This is a genomic window from Flavobacterium sp. KH_035 (genome assembly GCF_057839565.1).
The window spans coordinates 4,375,282-4,394,041 of the sequence record NZ_CM174492.1; the positions used below are offsets into that span (position 1 = coordinate 4,375,282).

General features: G+C 37.9%; 12 protein-coding genes. 10 read left to right on the forward strand and 2 right to left on the reverse strand.

Features of this window, described 5'->3' with window-relative positions; all coding sequences use genetic code 11:
• The first annotated feature begins 13 nt into the window (after nt 1-13).
• The 7 genes from AC3IS6_RS17865 to AC3IS6_RS17895 all read left to right on the forward strand — a co-directional run bounded on the left by AC3IS6_RS17865 (nt 14) and on the right by AC3IS6_RS17895 (nt 10,622).
• Complete coding sequence (locus AC3IS6_RS17865; RefSeq protein ID WP_489161348.1) at nt 14-1,534, forward strand: pyridoxal phosphate-dependent decarboxylase family protein; 1,521 nt, start codon at nt 14-16, stop codon at nt 1,532-1,534.
• Nucleotides 1,512-3,953, forward strand: coding sequence for a GNAT family N-acetyltransferase (locus tag AC3IS6_RS17870; protein WP_489161350.1), 2,442 nt, complete (start codon nt 1,512-1,514; stop codon nt 3,951-3,953). The genes AC3IS6_RS17865 and AC3IS6_RS17870 overlap by 23 nt, the downstream gene beginning before the upstream one ends.
• Before the next feature lie 17 nt (nt 3,954-3,970).
• Nucleotides 3,971-5,323 (forward strand): lysine N(6)-hydroxylase/L-ornithine N(5)-oxygenase family protein, encoded by a 1,353-nt coding sequence (locus tag AC3IS6_RS17875; protein WP_489161352.1) that lies wholly within the window; start codon nt 3,971-3,973, stop codon nt 5,321-5,323.
• A 108-nt stretch (nt 5,324-5,431) separates the two neighbouring features.
• Nucleotides 5,432-7,264 (forward strand): IucA/IucC family protein, encoded by a 1,833-nt coding sequence (locus tag AC3IS6_RS17880; protein WP_489161354.1) that lies wholly within the window; start codon nt 5,432-5,434, stop codon nt 7,262-7,264.
• Nucleotides 7,264-8,670, forward strand: a complete 1,407-nt coding sequence (locus AC3IS6_RS17885) for an MATE family efflux transporter (RefSeq protein WP_489161356.1) — start codon at nt 7,264-7,266, stop codon at nt 8,668-8,670. The genes AC3IS6_RS17880 and AC3IS6_RS17885 overlap by 1 nt, the downstream gene beginning before the upstream one ends.
• A gap of 303 nt (nt 8,671-8,973) precedes the next feature.
• Entirely contained in the window at nt 8,974-9,216 is a 243-nt protein-coding gene (locus tag AC3IS6_RS17890) for an acyl carrier protein (protein WP_489161358.1), read from the forward strand.
• Nucleotides 9,217-9,233: 17 nt separating this feature from the next.
• The gene (locus tag AC3IS6_RS17895; RefSeq protein ID WP_489161360.1) at nt 9,234-10,622 is read left to right on the forward strand and encodes an AMP-binding protein; all 1,389 of its coding nucleotides are present in this window, start codon (nt 9,234-9,236) and stop codon (nt 10,620-10,622) included.
• 188 nt (nt 10,623-10,810) lie between these two features.
• Here the strand turns inward: AC3IS6_RS17895 and AC3IS6_RS17900 are convergent, their stop codons facing one another.
• Nucleotides 10,811-13,198: a TonB-dependent receptor gene (locus AC3IS6_RS17900; RefSeq protein WP_489161362.1), complete on the reverse strand. Its 2,388-nt coding sequence runs from the start codon at nt 13,196-13,198 to the stop codon at nt 10,811-10,813.
• A 681-nt stretch (nt 13,199-13,879) separates the two neighbouring features.
• Between AC3IS6_RS17900 and AC3IS6_RS17905 the strand changes: the two genes are divergently transcribed.
• The 3 genes from AC3IS6_RS17905 to AC3IS6_RS17915 all read left to right on the forward strand — a co-directional run bounded on the left by AC3IS6_RS17905 (nt 13,880) and on the right by AC3IS6_RS17915 (nt 16,640).
• Complete coding sequence (locus AC3IS6_RS17905) at nt 13,880-14,983, forward strand: PepSY-associated TM helix domain-containing protein (RefSeq protein ID WP_489161364.1); 1,104 nt, start codon at nt 13,880-13,882, stop codon at nt 14,981-14,983.
• A gap of 189 nt (nt 14,984-15,172) precedes the next feature.
• Nucleotides 15,173-15,733 (forward strand): tetratricopeptide repeat protein, encoded by a 561-nt coding sequence (locus AC3IS6_RS17910; protein ID WP_489161365.1) that lies wholly within the window; start codon nt 15,173-15,175, stop codon nt 15,731-15,733.
• A 322-nt stretch (nt 15,734-16,055) separates the two neighbouring features.
• Complete coding sequence (locus tag AC3IS6_RS17915) at nt 16,056-16,640, forward strand: helix-turn-helix domain-containing protein (protein WP_489161367.1); 585 nt, start codon at nt 16,056-16,058, stop codon at nt 16,638-16,640.
• 279 nt (nt 16,641-16,919) lie between these two features.
• Here AC3IS6_RS17915 and AC3IS6_RS17920 read toward each other — a convergent pair whose 3' ends face one another.
• A complete protein-coding gene (locus AC3IS6_RS17920) occupies nt 16,920-18,602 on the reverse strand; it encodes a DUF4983 domain-containing protein (protein ID WP_489161369.1) in 1,683 nt (560 codons plus the stop codon).
• Nucleotides 18,603-18,760: the final 158 nt, after the last annotated feature.

Consider the following 18,760-nt stretch of genomic DNA (forward strand, 5'->3'; position numbering starts at 1 on the left):
AAACAACTATTTTATGAATACCACATTGATCCGTAAGGAGACATTCGACAGAGAAGTCCAGCAGGACCAGGATTTTTACAAAGACATTTTCCATCAAAATTCCGGTCCGGAATATGCACAGGCAATGAAATTGGCACAGGAACGCGTTTCGAATTTCTTAAAAAACAATCGAAAACCGTTCAGTGGAATCAGACCGGAAGAAATAAGGGCTAAAGTTGAAGAAATAGATTTTGAAACACCCCTACCCGATTACGAAAGTCTATTGAACGAAGTAGACGAACTTTATGTGAACCACGCCACTGCTTTTCACCTTCCGGAATATATTGCACACCTAAATTGCCCTGTGGTAATACCTGCACTAGCAGCAGAAATTCTAATAAGTGCCATCAATTCATCACAAGATACTTATGACCAAAGCGCCGGCGGAACTTTTATAGAAAGAAAGTTAATTGACTGGACCAGCGAACAGGTGGGTTATACACAAGGCGATGGCGTTTTTACAGCAGGAGGATCTCAAAGTAATTTAATGGGGCTGCTTCTGGCGAGAGATTACTATGCCATGCAATATCAAAAATGGAATATTAAAATGGAAGGACTTCCTCCTGATGCCCACAAGTACAGGATTTTTGTTTCTGATAAAGCGCATTTCAGCAATCATAAAACCACCTGGGTTTTAGGTCTCGGAGAACAAGCTATTGTAAATGTGGGTGTAGACAAAAGATACCGTATGGATCCGGAAAAACTCGAAAAGGCGATCGCTGACGAAATTAAAAAAGGAAACATTCCAATTGCCATTACCGCTACGGCCGGTACAACCGATTTTGGTAATATCGATCCGTTAAAAACAATTGCCGCTATTGCCAGCCAACACAATTTATGGCTTCATGTAGATGCTGCCTATGGATGCGGATTACTTTTAACAGAGAAACAAAGGTATTTATTAAACGGTATAGAACTGGCTGATTCTGTAACCGTCGATTATCACAAATCATTCTTCCAGCCGGTAAGCAGCAGTGCGTTTATTGTTAAAAATAAACTTCACCTCAATTTGATCAAGCATCACGCTGATTATCTGAATCCTAAAGAGCAAAATTACGATGCGCTTCCAGCTCAGGTTAACAAATCGATTGTTCAGACTACTCGTCGTTTTGATGCTTTGAAACTTTGGTTTACCCTTCGTTATATGGGCAAGAAAAAGCTCGGACAATTTACGGAGACTCTGATCGAAACTACCCAACAAACCGCTGCCTATATCGAAGCCGATCCTAATTTTGAACTGTTATGCCACTCTGATATTGGTATTTTACTCTTCCGATATCTCGACGGACCGGCTGAATCTAATTCTTGCGAAGTCAACAAATACATCAAAGAGAAACTGTTTTTTGGCGGCGAAGTTCTGGTAGCCAGCACCAAAGTAGATGGAGAATTCTATTTGAAATTCACCATTTTAAATCCCCTTACAACCCTAAATGATATTAAAAACATTCTTAACCTCATAAAACAAAACGGAGATGAATACCACAGACTTAACTAATTTTAAACAACTTGCCGAACAAGTAAATTACAAATCCCTCCTCAACTGTTATTGCAGAGAATTCAGCAACTGGAGCCAATACGAAGGTGTTCCGAAATACGACCCTGCTTTGGCTGAATTTATGCAGACTATCGATCACAGCTCTTTTCTTCGATTTGACTTTAGCACTGTTGGCCAGGAAGTTTTTGCTCCTTTGGTTTACTTTTCCGAAAGTGGCGTTCATGCTTTTGGCTTTCCGATAGTATCCCGCACTATTGCAACGGATGAATTCAGAGAAATAAATCCTATCGCGTTTACAGAAATTGTTGCGGGGTATTGCAAAGCAGAATATCCGGATATTGATCCGCTTCCTACACAAAAACGTATGGAAAACAGTATTGACAATCTGGCACTTTATCTGGAGCATTATAAAAATAGCGGCCGCAACGCCAGCAACCCGGAACAAACTTTTATATCAGCTGAACAATCGTTGATTTTAGGACATACGGTACATCCGTTGCCCAAAAGCAGAGAAGGATTTACCAAAGACGAATTGCTTAAATATTCTCCTGAAACCGAGGGGCAATTTCCGTTACACTTTTTCCTGGTGCATCCTGAAAATGTTATCGAAAAAAGTGCCGAAGACTATCTGATCACTGATTATCTGAGAAATGAAATTTCAAAATATGCCAATAAAAATGCCAAAGAATTACTGGATTTTTATTCGCAATACAAAGTGATACCTGCACACCCTTGGGAAGCCAACTATTTATTAGAGCAAAAAGAGGTGAAAGAAATGCAATCCAGACAACTGCTTTTCAATCTGGGGCAATTTGGTCCTTCCTATGCAGCAACCTCATCGGTTCGTACCGTGTACAATGATGAAAGCGAATGGATGTATAAATTCTCACTGCATGTGAAAATCACCAACTCATTCCGTGTCAATTATCCACATGAACTTAATCGTGGTTATGATGCAGCGCAGTTGATGAAAACAGATTGGGGAAAAGGTATTCAGAAAGACTATCCACAAATTCAGCTGATTACCGATCCTGCATTCATCACGGTGGTTTTTGAAGATAAAATTATCGACGGTTTCAGTACTAGTATTCGTCAAAATCCTTTTCATGGAGCCAACGCCAACAAAAATGTAACACTGGTTGCCGCTTTGTCTCAGGATAACATTTTGAATGAGCTGCCAAGAATCGTAACCCTGATTGAGGAATCGGCAAAAAGACAAGATACAACAGTAGTTGACACTGCTATCGCCTGGTTCAAACAATACCTGAATATTAGTCTTACTCCTTTGATTGGCGTTTTTAATAAATACGGATTTGGATCAGAATTTCACCAACAGAATGTAATGGTTGAATTTGATGAAAATCTGTTTCCATCAAAACTATATTTCAGAGACAATCAGGGATACTTTTTCCGCGAAGGAATCGTACCGGAACTGGAACGCTTAATTCCTGATTTTGGAAAAGAAAGCAGATCTTTTATTGCCGAAAAAAGAATTATCGATTTCTGGGGATATTATCTGTTAATCAATCATTTGTTAGGAATTGTGAGCGCTTTGGGTAAAAACAAACTTGCTGACGAAACGGTATTATTGGATCTTATATACGATGCCTTAAAAAAAGAAGAAGATTCAGATGTAACAGGTTTGGTTTCTCATTTTACCAACAGTGTCAAACTAATCGTAAAAGGAAATTTACTAACCAGTTTAAACAATATGGACGAAGCCAGTGCGCCACGAACCAATCCGGCGGTATACAAAACTTATCCTAATCCGCTAAACAAACACTTTTTCTCCAAAAAATTGATTCAGCCAAAACCAAACACTACGGTTTTCAGCCGCTTTTTTGAGAAAGACAACGTAACAATCAGCCTGCGTCCGGTAGATGTAGACAACGATCTGGAAATGCTTCACGAGTGGTTTCACCGCGAACATGCTTTGAAAATCTGGCAGATGAACTGGCCACTACGTGAGTTGGAGGTATTTTACCGCACCATGCTTCCGGGAGGTCACTCTCACAGTTATATCGGAGAGGCCAACGGGGTTCCAACTTTTAATATTGAAGTGTACTGGCCATGTCGTGACATTGTTGGAGAATACTATGACGTACTTCCCTCCGATTACGGAACACACCAATTTATCGCACCAACCGATCCGAAACTAAAATACGGTTCTCCGGCAACGCAGTCTATGATGGATTTTGTTTTGAGCGAAGCTAAAGTAGGTAAAATGGTGGGTGAAGGTTCTGTAGACTCCATCGCTTCGATGATGAACAAGGCTCACGTTGGATTTAAAATTCAGAAAGTCATCGAAATGCCGCACAAAAAAGCCAATCTGAACTTCTGTTACAGAGAATGGTATTGGGCTAAATTCCCGGCTGCCGAAGCCTTTCAAAAAAACGCCGTTTCGGCCTCACAAGTTTAATTTGTAATACAACCACAATGAATACAGAAAAAATATATTCGGTAATCGGAATCGGGATCGGTCCTTTCAATCTTGGACTTGCCGCACTTATCGAACCCATAGAAGATTTATCAGCACTATTTTTTGATCAATCCGAAAGCTTTGACTGGCATCCGGGCTTAATGCTGAATAATGCTACATTACAAGTTCCGTTTTTAGCTGATTTGGTTACCATGGCCGATCCGACTAATAAATACAGCTTCTTAAATTACATTAAACAAAGCGGACGTGCTTATAAATTTTACATCCGTGAAAACTTCTTTATCTACAGAAGAGAGTACAATGAATATTGCAAATGGGCCGCTGCCCAACTTACCAATTGCAAATTTTCGCACAAGGTTCTTTCGATTGATCCTGTTGATGACGTTTATAAAGTTACGGTTATCAATACCCAAACTTGCGTTACAGCTGTTTATTATGCTCATAAGATAGTTCTGGGCACAGGAACATCACCACACATCCCGGAATTTATCGATGCTGAAGCACTTCCAAATGTGATTCACGCCTCGCAGTATTTGTATTTCAAGCCACAAATTCAAAAAAATGCAGCAGTAACGATTATTGGTTCCGGACAGAGTGCTGCCGAGGTATTCCGCGATCTTTTACCGGATACCGAAGACGGATTACAACTGAAATGGCTTACCCGTTCGTCCCACTTTTTCCCGCTCGACAATAAATCAAAACTAACTCTGGAACTGACTTCTCCCGAATATGTTGATCATTTTCACAGTCTTTCGACGCAAAAAAGAAAACAGTTATTAGACAGTCAACACGGACTTTACAAGGGAATCGATACAGAATTGATTAATGAAATTTTCGACAGTCTGTATGAAATGAGTTTAGAAGATAAACCATTGAATGTGGAGTTGCGCTCCAACATGCGTCTTACTTCGGTAAATGAAGCGGCTGATGGTTCATATACGCTTGATTTCGTTCAAACGGAACTCGAGCAGCCTTTCGAGGATCAAACCGATTATGTGATTCTCGCGACAGGTTATAGATACAAAGAACCAGCTTTTCTTTCGGGAATTGAAAACAAAATAGGCCGTTTGGAAAATGGCTTGTTTAAGGTGCATCGTAATTATACCATAGATAAAAACGGGGCGGATATTTTTGTTCAGAATGCAGAATTGCATACACACGGTCTTTCGACTCCGGATTTAGGAATGGGTGCTTATAGAAATTCATATATCATTAATCAAATTGCCAATCGTGAAGTGTATAAGGTCGAAAAACGAATTGCATTTCAACAATTTGGAGTTCAAAAATCAACTCCGGAGTTTTCAACAACGAATGTTATGGAATTAATAGACGAGCAATTAAACAATTAGATCTTAGCCCATTGGTGTAATTTAAAAAATATTGAACATTAAGAAACATAGTTTTTTAGTGTTAAACAATTACACCCAATCGGCAGATCTTACTAAAAATCAACTAAGATGACAACCCCAGAAAATACCTTTAAAGACGCCCAACACCTCAACGCCGAGATCTGGAACCAGGTAAATCGCAATTTACTGGCCAAAAGTATTTCGGAATTGATGCGTGAAGATGTCGCAAATCCCCAAATAACGGGTAAAGACGAAGACGGTCTTACCCATTTTATTTTAGAAACCGATACAGAGAGTATTTACTACATCTTTTCGGCCTATCCAAGATTTTTAAATTATTGGCACATCGTAAGAGACAGTATCTGCAAAGTCGAGCACGAAGTAAAATTAGATCATATTGACGTACCTAATTTCTTTATCGAACTTAAGGAAACTTTTGGCATCAACGATTTCACTCTTGCCCATTATATCGAAGAGTTGCTACACACCTTATATGCCGATGCCTACATCCATTCTAACCGCCGTGTGCCTGTTTCAACCTTAGTCGATGCTGATTTTCAGACCATCGAACACAGTCTGGACGGCCACCCATGGGTAATTGTCAACAAAGGGCGAATTGGTTTTAACTCTGGAGATTACAATAATTTCACGCCGGAGTCGGACCAAAGAACCCGTTTGATTTGGATTGCTGCTCATAAAAACAGAGCCGCTTTGCGTTTACAAACGGATATGGAGCATCAGACTTTCTACGAAAGTGAAATCGGAAAAGAAAAACTGGATGTTTTTAGAAACAAGTTAACAGGACTAAATGTAAATGCAGACGACTATGTTTTTATTCCTGTGCATTTATGGCAATGGCAAAACAAACTGGTTATGCAATTTGCTAATGATATTGCTTCCAAACATCTTATTCCTTTAGAATTAACCGAAGACATTTACAGCCCTCAGCAAAGCATCCGTACTTTTTTTAACGAAAGCGCGCCAAATAAACATTATGTAAAAACATCGATGTCTATTTTAAATACCAGCCACGTTAGAGGTTTGTCGCCTAAACAATTATTAATAGCGCCTCGTTTGACAGAATATCTGAAAGACGTTCTTAAAAAAGACGAGCATTTGCAAAAAATGGGCGTTGTGCTTTTGGGTGAAGTGGTCTCGGTTACCTACACCCATCCTAGTTATAGCAAAATTGCCAATCCTCCGTACCAGTACAATGAATATTTGGGTGCCATGTGGCGTGAAAGCCCTGTAAATTCGCTTAGAGAAGGAGAGAATTTAATGACGATGGCGGCATTATTATATGTAGACAACACCGGAAAAAGTCTTGTACAAGAGCTTATAGAAAAATCAGGTCTTTCTACAGAACAATGGCTCAAAGCTTATATGACTGCGTATCTTAAGCCAGTGCTTCAAATTTATTACCAGCATTCGTTATCTATCGATCCACATGGACAAAATGTGATTCTGATTCTAAAAGATTATGTGCCAACACGTATTGCCTTGCAAGACTTTGTGGGAGATATTTTAATTAATGAAGAAGCAAAGAAAAAATTACCACAGGAATTTATTGATAACTTGTTTAATGCCTCTCCTAATCCGGAAAATGCACCGTTAACGATACTTATCGCCATTTTTGATGCCTTCTTCAGATACCTGAGTCACGTTATGATTACAAACGCTAACTATACAGAAAAAGAATTCTGGAATTGTGTTTACGATATTATCATCGAATATCAGGCAGAACATCCTGAGCTTCAGGAAATATTCGACAAGTACAATATGTTTATACCTGAATTCAAACGTCTTATTTTCAATAGCCGACGTTTGTATAATGGTTATGAAGAAACGGCCGGATTTCCACACATGAAAAAAAGTGGTTTTGTACCGAATCCGTTACATCAGTTAATCCATGAAGAAATAGTAACAGCAAAAGAAAACTAATGAAAGAAGCTCTTTTAAAAACACGCTCCTTCTTTGGTTTATTAAGGCGTTCTCTTGCCGGAAGTGAGAAAAACTTCACTTCGGGCAGCATTAACAAAACCATTCTTTTACTGTCAGTTCCAATGGTGGTTGAGCTTTTGATGGAATCACTATTTGTATGTTCCAATCTGTTCTTTGTTAGCCGATTGGGTACGAATGCTATTTCAATTGCGGGAGCGACCACAACTTTCATCACTTTTTGTTATTCGGTTTCCATTGGTTTGGGGATAGCGGCTTCCGCGATGATTTCCAGAAGAATTGGCGAGAAAAAATTCAAAGCAGCAGGCCAGACCACCATGCAGGTGATTTATGCTACAGTGCCTATTGCTGCCCTAATTAGTATTGTCTGCACCATCTGGACCACCGATATTATGAGTGCCATGGGACTTTCTGATGCTATGGTTGAGGAAGGAAGAACTTACGGCATTGTCATGTTTGCTTCCAGCGGATTTTTGATTCTTCGAATCGTCGTAAATGGGATTTTCCGAGGTGTTGGAGACGCCTCGACTGCTATGAGAATACTGTGGCTTTCCAATGCGTTGAACATTGTACTGTGTCCCATATTTATTTATGGTTGGGGTCCTATTCCGGCATACGGTTTATTGGGAGTTGGACTGGCCACTTTAATTGCGAGAGTAATTGGAGTGCTGTATCAGGGCTGGTATCTGATAAGGGCTAAAACCATGTTAAAAATTGGTCTGGCACAAATGGTCTTCAATCTTGCTATTTTCAAAAGAGTACTAAAACTGGCTTTTGGCGGTACCGTACAATTTATCATTCCGGCATCAAGCTGGGTGTTCATGATTAAGATCATGTCGCATTTTGGTGAGAGTGCTCTTGCAGGTTACATTCTGGCACAAAGAGTCACTTCGATTGCTACCATGCCGGCCTGGGGTCTTGGAAACGCAGCAGGAATCTTAACCGGACAAAATCTGGGAGCGAAACAACCTGATCGTGCCGAAAAATCGGTTTGGAGAGCGGGAATGTTAAACATGGGATTTCTGGTTTTAATTGGAATTTCCTGGATATTCCTAGCTGTTCCGGTCATAAAAATCTTTACTGATATTCCTGAGGTGATCTCTTTTAGTACCATGTACATTCATCTTATTTCGATAGCCTACATATTATTAGGTTATACGATGGTAATTTCAAGAGCCCTTAATGCGGCCGGTGAAGTAAAAGTAGTGACCTGGCTTTACATCCTGATGTTCTATGTCATACAGATTCCACTTGCCTATGCTCTGGGAATTTCTTTTGACCTGGGATCAAATGGTGTATTTACGGCCATCCTTGTTTCGGAAATTATATTGGCCGTGGCTTGTATCGTCGTCTTCCGAAAAGGAAAATGGAAACATACTAAGGTTTAAAACTAAACCGGTTCAAAATATGTCACCCCGTTGGGGTTTATTGAAACGATTTTACCAATTTCTATAAATATTTTGCCCCGATGGGGCTTAGCGTTTATGAAAACTCCAAAGGAGCGTCATATCTGTCGAATTTCGTTCCAATAGGATTAACATTTATGAACAGCTCCAAAGGAGCATCATATTTATAGCATTTATAACGCATTTTTTGCAAAAGCTCCAAAGGAGCGTCATATCTATTGCATATGAATAACAAAACATTAGACAACAAATAAAAAAATCAATTTAATATTAAATAATAGAACAATGAGTACAATAGAACAATTACACGGAGTATTTGCAAGAGCTTTTGAAATTCCTGTTGAGGCAGTAAACGACGAACTGGAATATCAGGCTATTGCCGAATGGGATTCAATGAGTCATCTGGTATTGGTAGAAGAACTTGAAAGCACCTATAAAATCTCTATCGAAATGGAAGATATCCTTGAAATGGGAAGTGTAGCAAAAATAAAAGACATCCTTAAAAAATACGGATTTGAAATTAATTAGAATAGACCACTAAACTTATGGAACTATACGATTTAATCAGGAAAAACGAAAAACTGACTTTTACCGATTCCAGCATTGGCCTTTCCAAATCTATTGCAGAAATGGATCAGTCACTGGAAATCGAAAACATTCGTTCGGTTGTTTTTATTTACAATGACAATCAGTTACCGGCTATTGAAACCCTGCTCAACTTTTATCAGAGCAGGTTTACTATCGCTTTGTTGGGAATGGGTTTACACGAGCATTTTAAAGAAAATTTAGAACAAAAATACACGCCTTATTATATCTTCGACCCTACGCGTACAGAGATAGAAGGTTATACAACGGTAAATGCATCGGACACTATAGTATTGTTCAAACGAAATGTAAATTTAATTTACCCGATACACGCCAAAATCAAACTTTTGCTCAGTACTTCCGGAACTACCGGATCGCCGAAATTCGTGAGACTTTCCGATGAAAATCTGGTACACAATGCAAAGTCGATTATGGAATATATGCCTATTCGAACGGATGATGTAGTGCCTTTAAATGTGCCTATTAATTTTGTTTACGGCTTATCGATTTTTACCACCAATTGCATCAAAGCCAATCAAATTGTATGTACGGATAAGGATGCTTTTCAAAAAGAATTTTGGGCCGATTTCAAAAAATACGGATACTCTACCCTGGGTGGTGTTCCGTACTTTTATGAAATGTTATACAGTATTGGATTTTTCAAAAAAGATCATCCTTCATTGCGTTACCTGACACATACGGGCGGAATGCTGAATCACAAACTGATTGAAGCGATTTCTGACTTTAGCGAGAAATTTGGCAAGCAGTTCTTTGCACAATACGGTCAAACAGAAGCTTCCGGCCGTATGGCTTATCTGCCTCCAAAAGACCTGTTGAGAAAAGGAACCTCTATTGGTTTACCAGTCAAAAACGGACGTTTTGAGATCGATAATGAAACGGATGAGCTGATTTATATTGGTCCTAATGTTTATGGCGGTTATGCCAATGTCAGAGCCGATTTACAGTTTTTTGAACAGCAGGAAAGACTTCACACAGGAGACAAAGCCCGTAAAGACGACGAAGGTTACTACTACATTGTGGGCCGCATCAAGCGAATTGTAAAATTGTTTGGTGTACGTTTGAATCTTGACGAAACAGAATTACTGTTAAAGGATGCACTGGGCGGACAAACTTTTATCTGTTTAGGAATAAACGATAAACACCTGGCCGTTATGTACACCGACAAGAACATGAACAAAGAATTGATTCTAAAAATCTTAAAAGCCAAACTGAATCTTCATGCCAATTCTTTAAAAGTAATGCATATAGAAGATGTTCCGCTTACACCAAACGGAAAGGTAAACTATCCATTGCTTAAAGAAGCACTTGAATTAGAGGCGGCTTTATAGGTTTTCAGTCTCAGTTTTCAGTCTCAGTTTTCAGTCACGGTAATCAGTAAACATTAAAACTGAGCACTGTGACCGAAAACTGTGACTTTTTCTTTTATCCTTCAAAACAAAAAAGCTCCTGACAAAATGCGTCAGAAGCCTTTTCATAAAAAAAAACAAAATAATACTATTGCTGAAAAGCTATTTTTTTAGAAACTGTATCCAAGTGCCAAGTTAAATCTTGTACCGTTTCCTCTGGTATAATTGGCATTTGTACCAAAGAACTGAGAAGTTGTTGGGTAATAATCTGTATTGAATATATTTTCGATTCCAAGTTTTACTCTAATACTGTCTGTTACTTTGTATGCTGTAGCCAGATTCCATAAGTTGAAAGAATGAATTGGTCCTTCACCAATAGCATAAGCTCCTTTGGCATTAGGTTTAAAAACATCGCGATCGCCTACATACATCCAGTACAATTCAACGTTTAATCTTTCACCACCATATTTTGCATACCCTGTAATTTTAATCGGAGGGATTCTGTTTGATTTCAGGTAAATATCTGTCGGACCATAAAAATGACCGTCAGAATCTTTGTCTCCTCTTCCCTGTACATTAGCATAGTTTCCTCCTACTGTCAATTGTTTCAAAATTTGATAATCGGCCTGAACTTCATATCCCCAAACTCTTTCCGGTAAACGTTCTGCTACCAGAAAACCATCAACCTGAATCAGATTGGTTCCCAGTTTTGAAGTACTCAAATAATAGGAAGCACTCAAATTGAATTTCCCTAACTGACTGCTAAAACCACCCTCGTAATTATTAACGATAATAGGTTCGGTCTCTAATTTAGATATCGCATCCTGTTTTGCGTTTGTTAAAACTCTTCCTAAATCAAATACAGAAAAAGCCTGAGAAAAACTCACAAAAGGATTAAAGAATTTAAATCTTGAATATCTGATCCCTGTGTTAAAAACAAAAGCATCGTAAGTAAGATCACCGCCTTTTACAGCAATACTTCCTGCTCCGTTTGCACCGGTAGCAAGAGTATTGTAATCGTCGATATTGATTTTAATATTTTCGGCACGTAAACCTGCTTTTACATTCCAGTCGCTAAACAATTGTGTCGATATTTGTGCATAAGGAGCCAGATTGACCATATTGATGTTAGGAACCCAAACACGTCCGTCAACCAATTTTTGGTTCGTTTTGTCATTCAATAAGTCGAAACCATAGGTTACATCACCTGTAAAATTAGAAGAAATTGTGAAAGGAGAATTCAAATATACTCTCAAACCTTTTTTGGTAGATGCTGTTTGCGATTGTCCGCTTCCGTAGAAAAAAGTAGAGTTAGAAAATATCGTTAAGAAATCCTGAAAATAAAGGTTGGCCGTAAGCGAAGTATTTCCAAAAATCTCTTTGTTTACATATTGAAGATTAGCGTTGTGATTGTAACGATTTCCTTCGTCTACACCCGGTCTGTTGCCCAATACTCCAATTGCCGGACTTACTCCGTATACGCCATTTTTTAAGATAAAATCAGAATCCTGATTGGAACTGAAGTAATTGTACATTAAATCAATTCTTTGTTTAGTGGTTAAATCGTAACCTACTTTTGTAAAAACGTTGTAAGCTTTAGTTTCACCTAAACCATATTCAGGAGAAATAACCTGTCCTGCTCCATCACGAAAAACACCTGTTTTTTCATAAGTTCCGCCTACCATATAATTGAACTTATTGATTTTTCCGTAAAACTGCTGATTAAATCGGTATCCAGCTGTACTGTCTCCTTTAATGTTACCTGTCGTTCCGGCCTCACTGTATCCGGCAAATTTCTTTTGAGTTTTCCCAGATTTAGTAATATAATTAATCAAACCTCCATCGGCACCATTCCCATAAATAGCCGTAGCACCTTTGATTACCTCGATACGCTCAATTACTGAAGGGTCTATTGAACGAAGTTCACGCCCTGCTGATTTTAGCGGTGTCGATTGCGGAATTCCGTCGATAAGAACCAAAGGATTTCTTCCACGAAGTGTCTGACCGTAATTTCCTGTATTGTTTGTTGCCGATCCTAAACCCGGAACTGCAAATGCCACAGCATTGGCAATATTTGAACTCACGATAGATAAATTGTCAATATCCTTTGCGTTGATTACGGTTACAGAAGAAGGTGTTTTAGATAAAGTTTCTACCTTTCTGCTGGCCGAAACGATAATTTCATCCAATTGGTCACCGCTTTTCTCCGAAACTTCGGTTTCTTTACCGGTAAACTTCAATTGCAAATTTACCGTAGCAGTTTCATTGTTTGCAACAGTAACTTTCTGCTCGATCGTTTCATAACCGGCTAATGAAGCCTGCAGCGTATAAATGTTTTCAACTATTTTATTGAATTTAAAACTACCATCGGTATTAGAAGTGGTTTTGTATTTTGAATTTTTAAGTATGATTGTTGCTCCGTAAGCCGATTTACCGTCAGAAGTAGTGATTTCTCCTTTAATTTTTCCACTGTTTTGTTGTGCAAAAGAAGAGAAGACAGAAAATAAAAGGCTAATAATAAATAAAAACTTTGACGTTCTTAAACTAAGATATTTCATTGATTTTTAAGTTTTGGTTAGTGATTTTATTCTTATTTAGAATTAATAAAAACAGTGCAAAAGTAAAGATTAATAATTGTTTAACAAGTACTATTTGGATTTATTCTATTGAATTTTTATTAATCTTCTAGTTATTGTCAGAAAATAAATCTATTTTATAACAATTCATTAGTCGCAAATATTTTTAACATATAGAAACATGGATGCTGTATCCATCAAAAGGAGTTTCATCTTAAATAAAGCGTGGAGCCTCTATGAAAAGAGATTTGTTCTCAGGCATTCGTTTCGTACATATTATATTCCATGTCTGCATGTTGCATTTTTTTTTTTCGCAGATCTTGCAGATTAAGCAGATTTTTTAATCTTTCTATCTCTAACAATCAATTTAATACCTAGAACATTTATTTTCTTGCCGAAAATAAAACGTTTCACATTTTACATCTCACAAAAAAGCAAGCTGTAAGTTTTCACTGTAAAAAGGATTGCCCTCTTGTCTGCGAAGTGTAATTCTAATGTATTTTTAAGATATTCTCCTTTATTTTTCCCTTAAAACCAGAAAGATTTAGTCTAAATAAGTATAAATTTGCGACGGATTTTTGGTTGGAAAGAATTTATCTCCAGCGAAAAACTGACACCATTAAGGTGTGAACTCCAATGCCATAAACCAAAATAAGACTATTAATGAAGAAAGGAATAAAGAAAACTATCGGACAATTACATTTATGGCTGGGACTTGGCTCAGGTTTAATCGTTTTTATTGCTGCATTAACAGGGAGTATTTTAGTTTTTGAAAAAGAGATTGACCAAGTGGTAAATCCGCAATATTACCACGTTTCTTCTATAGGGAAAACCAAAAAGACAATTGATTACTGTACGGATGTTCTTCAGAAAGAATATGGCATCAAAAAGATTAGTCGAATTTCTACTTTTAATGATCCTTCGCGTACGATACAAATTCTGGGAAAAGATTCAGATAAAAAAGCACATTTTTTTTCTGTTGATCCGTATTCCGGAAAAGTACTAGCAACAACTCCTCAGGAAAGCAGGTTTTTTGTGGTGGTACTTTCACTGCACAGGCAATTGTTACTGGGAGATGCGGGGCAGCTTATCATGGGATCTTCCTGTCTTATCTTTGTTTTTATGCTTATCTCGGGTATCGTTTTGTGGTGGCCCAAAAAAATGAAACATTTAAAACAGCGTCTTTCTGTAAAATGGAGCGGTTCTTTTAAAAGGATTAATTGGGATTTTCATTCGACTTTTGGCTTTTACAGTTTTTTAGTTTTACTTATTATTTCGCTAACAGGTCTGACATTTGCCTTTGACTGGTTTCAAAGTGGTCTTTACCTGGTGACCGAAGGAACGACGAAGAAAACTTCTCTAAAAGTAGAAAATCCAACCAAAATAGATCCTAAACTCAATAGCACAGCTTTTTACCAAAGCATTTACAATACTACGGACAGTATTTTTCCTTATGATGGAAATATTCAAATTAGAATGCCTGTGGATACCATCAATAGTATTACGGTCCTTAAAGAAGATGTGGAAAGAATCATTCCACACCAATCCAGTTCTGCTTATTTTGACAAGTATACTGCCCAAAATATCGAAAACAGACCTTTTATTTCTTATTCAAAAGGAGACAAACTGAGGCGTTTGATGTATCCAATTCACACTGGGAGTATCTACGGTTTGACGACCAAAATAATTGCTTTTCTAGTCTGTCTTTTTGCTGCAACATTACCTATTACAGGTTTGTTGATTTGGCTGGGCAGAAAGAAAAAGTAGGTTTTGTATGCTATTACATTTCTCTAAAGAACAACCATTTTTGTAGCCTTTTGAGATACTTTTGAAGTATTTTACAAAATAAGAACTATCGTAAGTTGCTATATTTCAAAAAATTAATTAATTTTAGTCCCCCCATTCTACTAAATCTTTTTATTCTTTGTTTAATCTGTCGGCTAAAATCAAAAAAGCATGAAATGGTTCAACACTTTAACAATAAAAAAGTTTACGGAAAGACTTTCAAAATCCCATTCTAATGAAGGGTCGGCTCATCTGGAAAAAGGAAGGCAATTCTTTTTGTCGAACCAGTTTCAGGATGCACTGTTGCATTTAAACAATGCGGTCAATTTAGGATTTGAACAGGGAGTTTATGCTTTGAGAGGAAATTGTCTTCAAAAACTCGATTATCATTATAATGCCATTGAAGATTTTGACAAAGCCATTGAAACCGATCCTTTGGAGTTTTCTATTTATTACAATCGTGCGGTGTCTAAAAGAGCAATCTTAGATTTTACAGGGCATATTGAAGATCTGCACAATGCGATCTATTACTACAAAAAACATTCGAATATCGAAAACCAGGTACTCAAAGCTTTCGAAACCGATTTACAGGCGGCTAAAATGGATATAGAAGGCCCGCTACAAAGCAGATACGAAGGACGAAAAGCTCCATCCTTAGAAATAAAATCGCTGATCAAAGATTCTCTAAATCTCATTAAAAAAGCAAGAGTAAGAAATCTCACAGTGAATTGATTTCTTTCCTATTTTATAAAACTTCTTTTTTGTTTTAAAGTGGCACTAAAAAAAAGTACACGGATGAAGCGGGTTCGTTTCACGAAAACGCAGATTAAAACGGATTTTTAGAAGAATAAAATACGCTATCATGATAAAATAATCCTATCCCAGATAAAACAAAAAAATCCGTGCAGATCCGTGTCTTCGTCTGGTGAATCCGTATCATCCGTGTGCCATGATCCTAACTATAAAAATACAAAAGTTCACACTAAGACTTCCCTTCTTTTGCAACTCACCCGCTAATTGTGTTATATTTACCATTTAAACTGAAGTTTTTATTATGGAAGATTTTTTAATTGGTATTGGAAAAAGATTAAAAGAGATCAGGAAGAAAAATTCATTAACCATACATGAAGTAGCCAACAGAGCCGGGGTTAGCAACGGTTTGATTTCAAGAATTGAAAATGGCAGAACCATACCTTCCCTACCCGTTTTAATTGAATTGATACAATCCTTAAATACCGATGTGAGTTATTTTTTTGAAGGAGTTGAAAATACCAAAAATGCCAAATACATTCATATTAAAAAAGACGATTATCAAAAAATAGAAAAAGAAGACCGGGCCGAAACTACCGGATTTAACTACTATCATATTTTCAGCAAAAGCATCAATTCTATTGGTTTTGAAGCCGTAATCCTTGACGTGGAGCCTAACTGCAAACGCGAAAAAGTAATCACAGATGCCTGGGAGTTCAAATACATCATCAAAGGAAGTGTAACTTATATTATTGACGATGCAGAAGTAGTTGTCAATGAAGGTGATTCCTTATGTTTTAACGGAAGACATCCGCACGTACCTCAAAACAGAACGACAGAAAACTGTGTGATGCTGGTACTTTACTTTTATTCTGAGAGTAATAGTTAGATTTAACCGTTTTTAACCGCAAAGAACGCTAAGTTATTTTTACAGGTCAAACCTTTTAAAAAACAAAGTTCGCAAAGCTTTGTAAATAAAATTTCGCGAATCTTGCATAACATCTTTGCGCTCTTTGCGGTTAAAATCATCTCTTTACATTAAAAAAACTTTGCGAACCTTGCGTAACATCTTAGCGTTCTTTGCGGTTAAACTCCAAGCCAGAATCAAATCAAAAAGGCTACCTTCAAAATGAAGATAACCCCTTAAAAAACAAAAAACACAAATTTTTTAGTTCCCTGCCGGAAGCCAAGAACGGCCGTCTAATGACCATCCACTATTGATAGGTACACCAAACCATTGCAGAGAAGAATATGCGATATCAACCATTTTTGGAACTACTCCCGTCGCAGTGCCGCATTTTAAAGTAGCAGTACTGGTAGTCCAACTAGGTGTGTTTGGAAAAGTAAGCCCTACTTGCTGGCTGCTTGAATCGGTGAAACTGTTTCCTGATCCGTTATCTCCTTTCCAATATCCGATAAGATTTGAATAATCCGGATGAGAAGCCGTAACAGATGAACAGGTATAATTGAAAATGGAAGCTTCAGTTAAGGCTTTGTTCCATACGCGAACCTCAGCAATATTTCCGTTTACATTTGCGCCATACGTCAGGGTTCCGTCCTGTCCGATAGCGAAAGGCAAGCCTGAAGTCAGACTTCCAAAACTGGCGCCAATGGCTGCCTGGCCTACAAAAGCACCATCCTGATACGTTTTTACCAATTTTTCGGTACGATCTACTACCAATGTCAAATGATGCCATTTTCCGTCATTGATTGTACCTCCCGAAATATCAATACGATTCTGGGTATCACCAATATTTACTTTCCATTTTCCTCCGGTATTTGCACAAATTACAAATCCACGGTTTTTACCACTCACCCAGTTTTTATTCGAAACCAATGATGGATCACTGCTGTAACCTGATGTTTTTACTCGGCATTCAACCGTAAAACTTGAAGTTCCGAAATTGTAAAGCGCATTGGCTGTTGAAGCATAAACACTATTTGAATTAAAATTAACGAATTTACCGGTAATCGTTGTGGTCGGATCTACTGGCTTTTCGATCTTAGTTGAAGTGAAATTTTTATTGTTGAAAATGGTAAAAATATTTCGCTCTTCGTATGAAGTCCCGCCATGAGATCCGCTAGAACCTGTAACGATTCCACCATGATCCGGTGCAACTACAACCAGCCAGTCTTCATTGACATAGTTGGGTCTGTTTTTTAAAGCTGCTAAAATTTCTCCTATATAACCGTCAGTTGTTTCAATTGACGCTTTGTACTGCGCCACATTAAGCGAAAATCCGTAGCTGTGTCCGGCATGATCGACATCATCAAAATGCAGAAACAAAGCGTCCGGGTTGTCGTTTGTAAGTGCGGCAACCACCTCATTTTTAACAGCCGCGTCAGTAGTGAGTGTTTTCTCTACATCAATTCCGTCCACAATATAGGTATTGATCGGTGCCCAATGCACGATTGACATGGTTTTTAAAGCCGCATTATAAGTCTCAAGTCGTTTTAAAAAATTCGGATAAGCTGTAAAATTCGGACTCGAGAATGAATTATCCGTTACGCCATGTTTCAAATGGGTAACTCCGGTAAGCATCGTCGACCAGCCGTTTCCACTCCATGTAGGTGCTTCGGTCAAAGCATCCAGACTATAGACAGCATTGGGTAATAAAGCATGAACATTAGGTGTATTGGCTCCCATTAAAGCATCCCCGCGGCAGCCGTCAATTCCAATAATCAGTAATTTTCTGGTTCCGCCGCTCAAAGCGGACTTGCCTGTTTTAGAACTTGTTTTAGCATCAACGGCTTGTTCGTTATCCTTAAACGCTGAATCATTGGTACAGGAAGTGACTAAAAGCACACTTGCAAGAATTGTAATGTAACTTAATCTAAAAATCTTTTTCATTGGGTTGAATTGTTTTATGGTTACTATTTATTTACTTGTTTGAAACTTTTCCTGCAGGGATATTGTTTTAACTAATTAGCGAATTGTTTAATGTGTAGTGTATTTGCTCAAAATAAACCGCAGAGCGATGTGTTTATTACTTCTCGCAGATTTAGCAG

Excerpts from the sequence above, each read along its gene's own strand:
- AC3IS6_RS17865 (WP_489161348.1), top strand. The coding sequence starts at position 14 with ATGAATACCACATTGATCCGTAAGGAGACATTCGACAGAGAAGTCCAG.
- AC3IS6_RS17870 (WP_489161350.1), top strand. The coding sequence starts at position 1,512 with ATGAATACCACAGACTTAACTAATTTTAAACAACTTGCCGAACAAGTA.
- AC3IS6_RS17875 (WP_489161352.1), top strand. The coding sequence starts at position 3,971 with ATGAATACAGAAAAAATATATTCGGTAATCGGAATCGGGATCGGTCCT.
- AC3IS6_RS17880 (WP_489161354.1), top strand. The coding sequence starts at position 5,432 with ATGACAACCCCAGAAAATACCTTTAAAGACGCCCAACACCTCAACGCC.
- AC3IS6_RS17885 (WP_489161356.1), top strand. The coding sequence starts at position 7,264 with ATGAAAGAAGCTCTTTTAAAAACACGCTCCTTCTTTGGTTTATTAAGG.
- AC3IS6_RS17890 (WP_489161358.1), top strand. The coding sequence starts at position 8,974 with ATGAGTACAATAGAACAATTACACGGAGTATTTGCAAGAGCTTTTGAA.
- AC3IS6_RS17895 (WP_489161360.1), top strand. The coding sequence starts at position 9,234 with ATGGAACTATACGATTTAATCAGGAAAAACGAAAAACTGACTTTTACC.
- AC3IS6_RS17900 (WP_489161362.1), bottom strand. The coding sequence starts at position 13,198 with ATGAAATATCTTAGTTTAAGAACGTCAAAGTTTTTATTTATTATTAGC.
- AC3IS6_RS17905 (WP_489161364.1), top strand. The coding sequence starts at position 13,880 with ATGAAGAAAGGAATAAAGAAAACTATCGGACAATTACATTTATGGCTG.
- AC3IS6_RS17910 (WP_489161365.1), top strand. The coding sequence starts at position 15,173 with ATGAAATGGTTCAACACTTTAACAATAAAAAAGTTTACGGAAAGACTT.
- AC3IS6_RS17915 (WP_489161367.1), top strand. The coding sequence starts at position 16,056 with ATGGAAGATTTTTTAATTGGTATTGGAAAAAGATTAAAAGAGATCAGG.
- AC3IS6_RS17920 (WP_489161369.1), bottom strand. The coding sequence starts at position 18,602 with ATGAAAAAGATTTTTAGATTAAGTTACATTACAATTCTTGCAAGTGTG.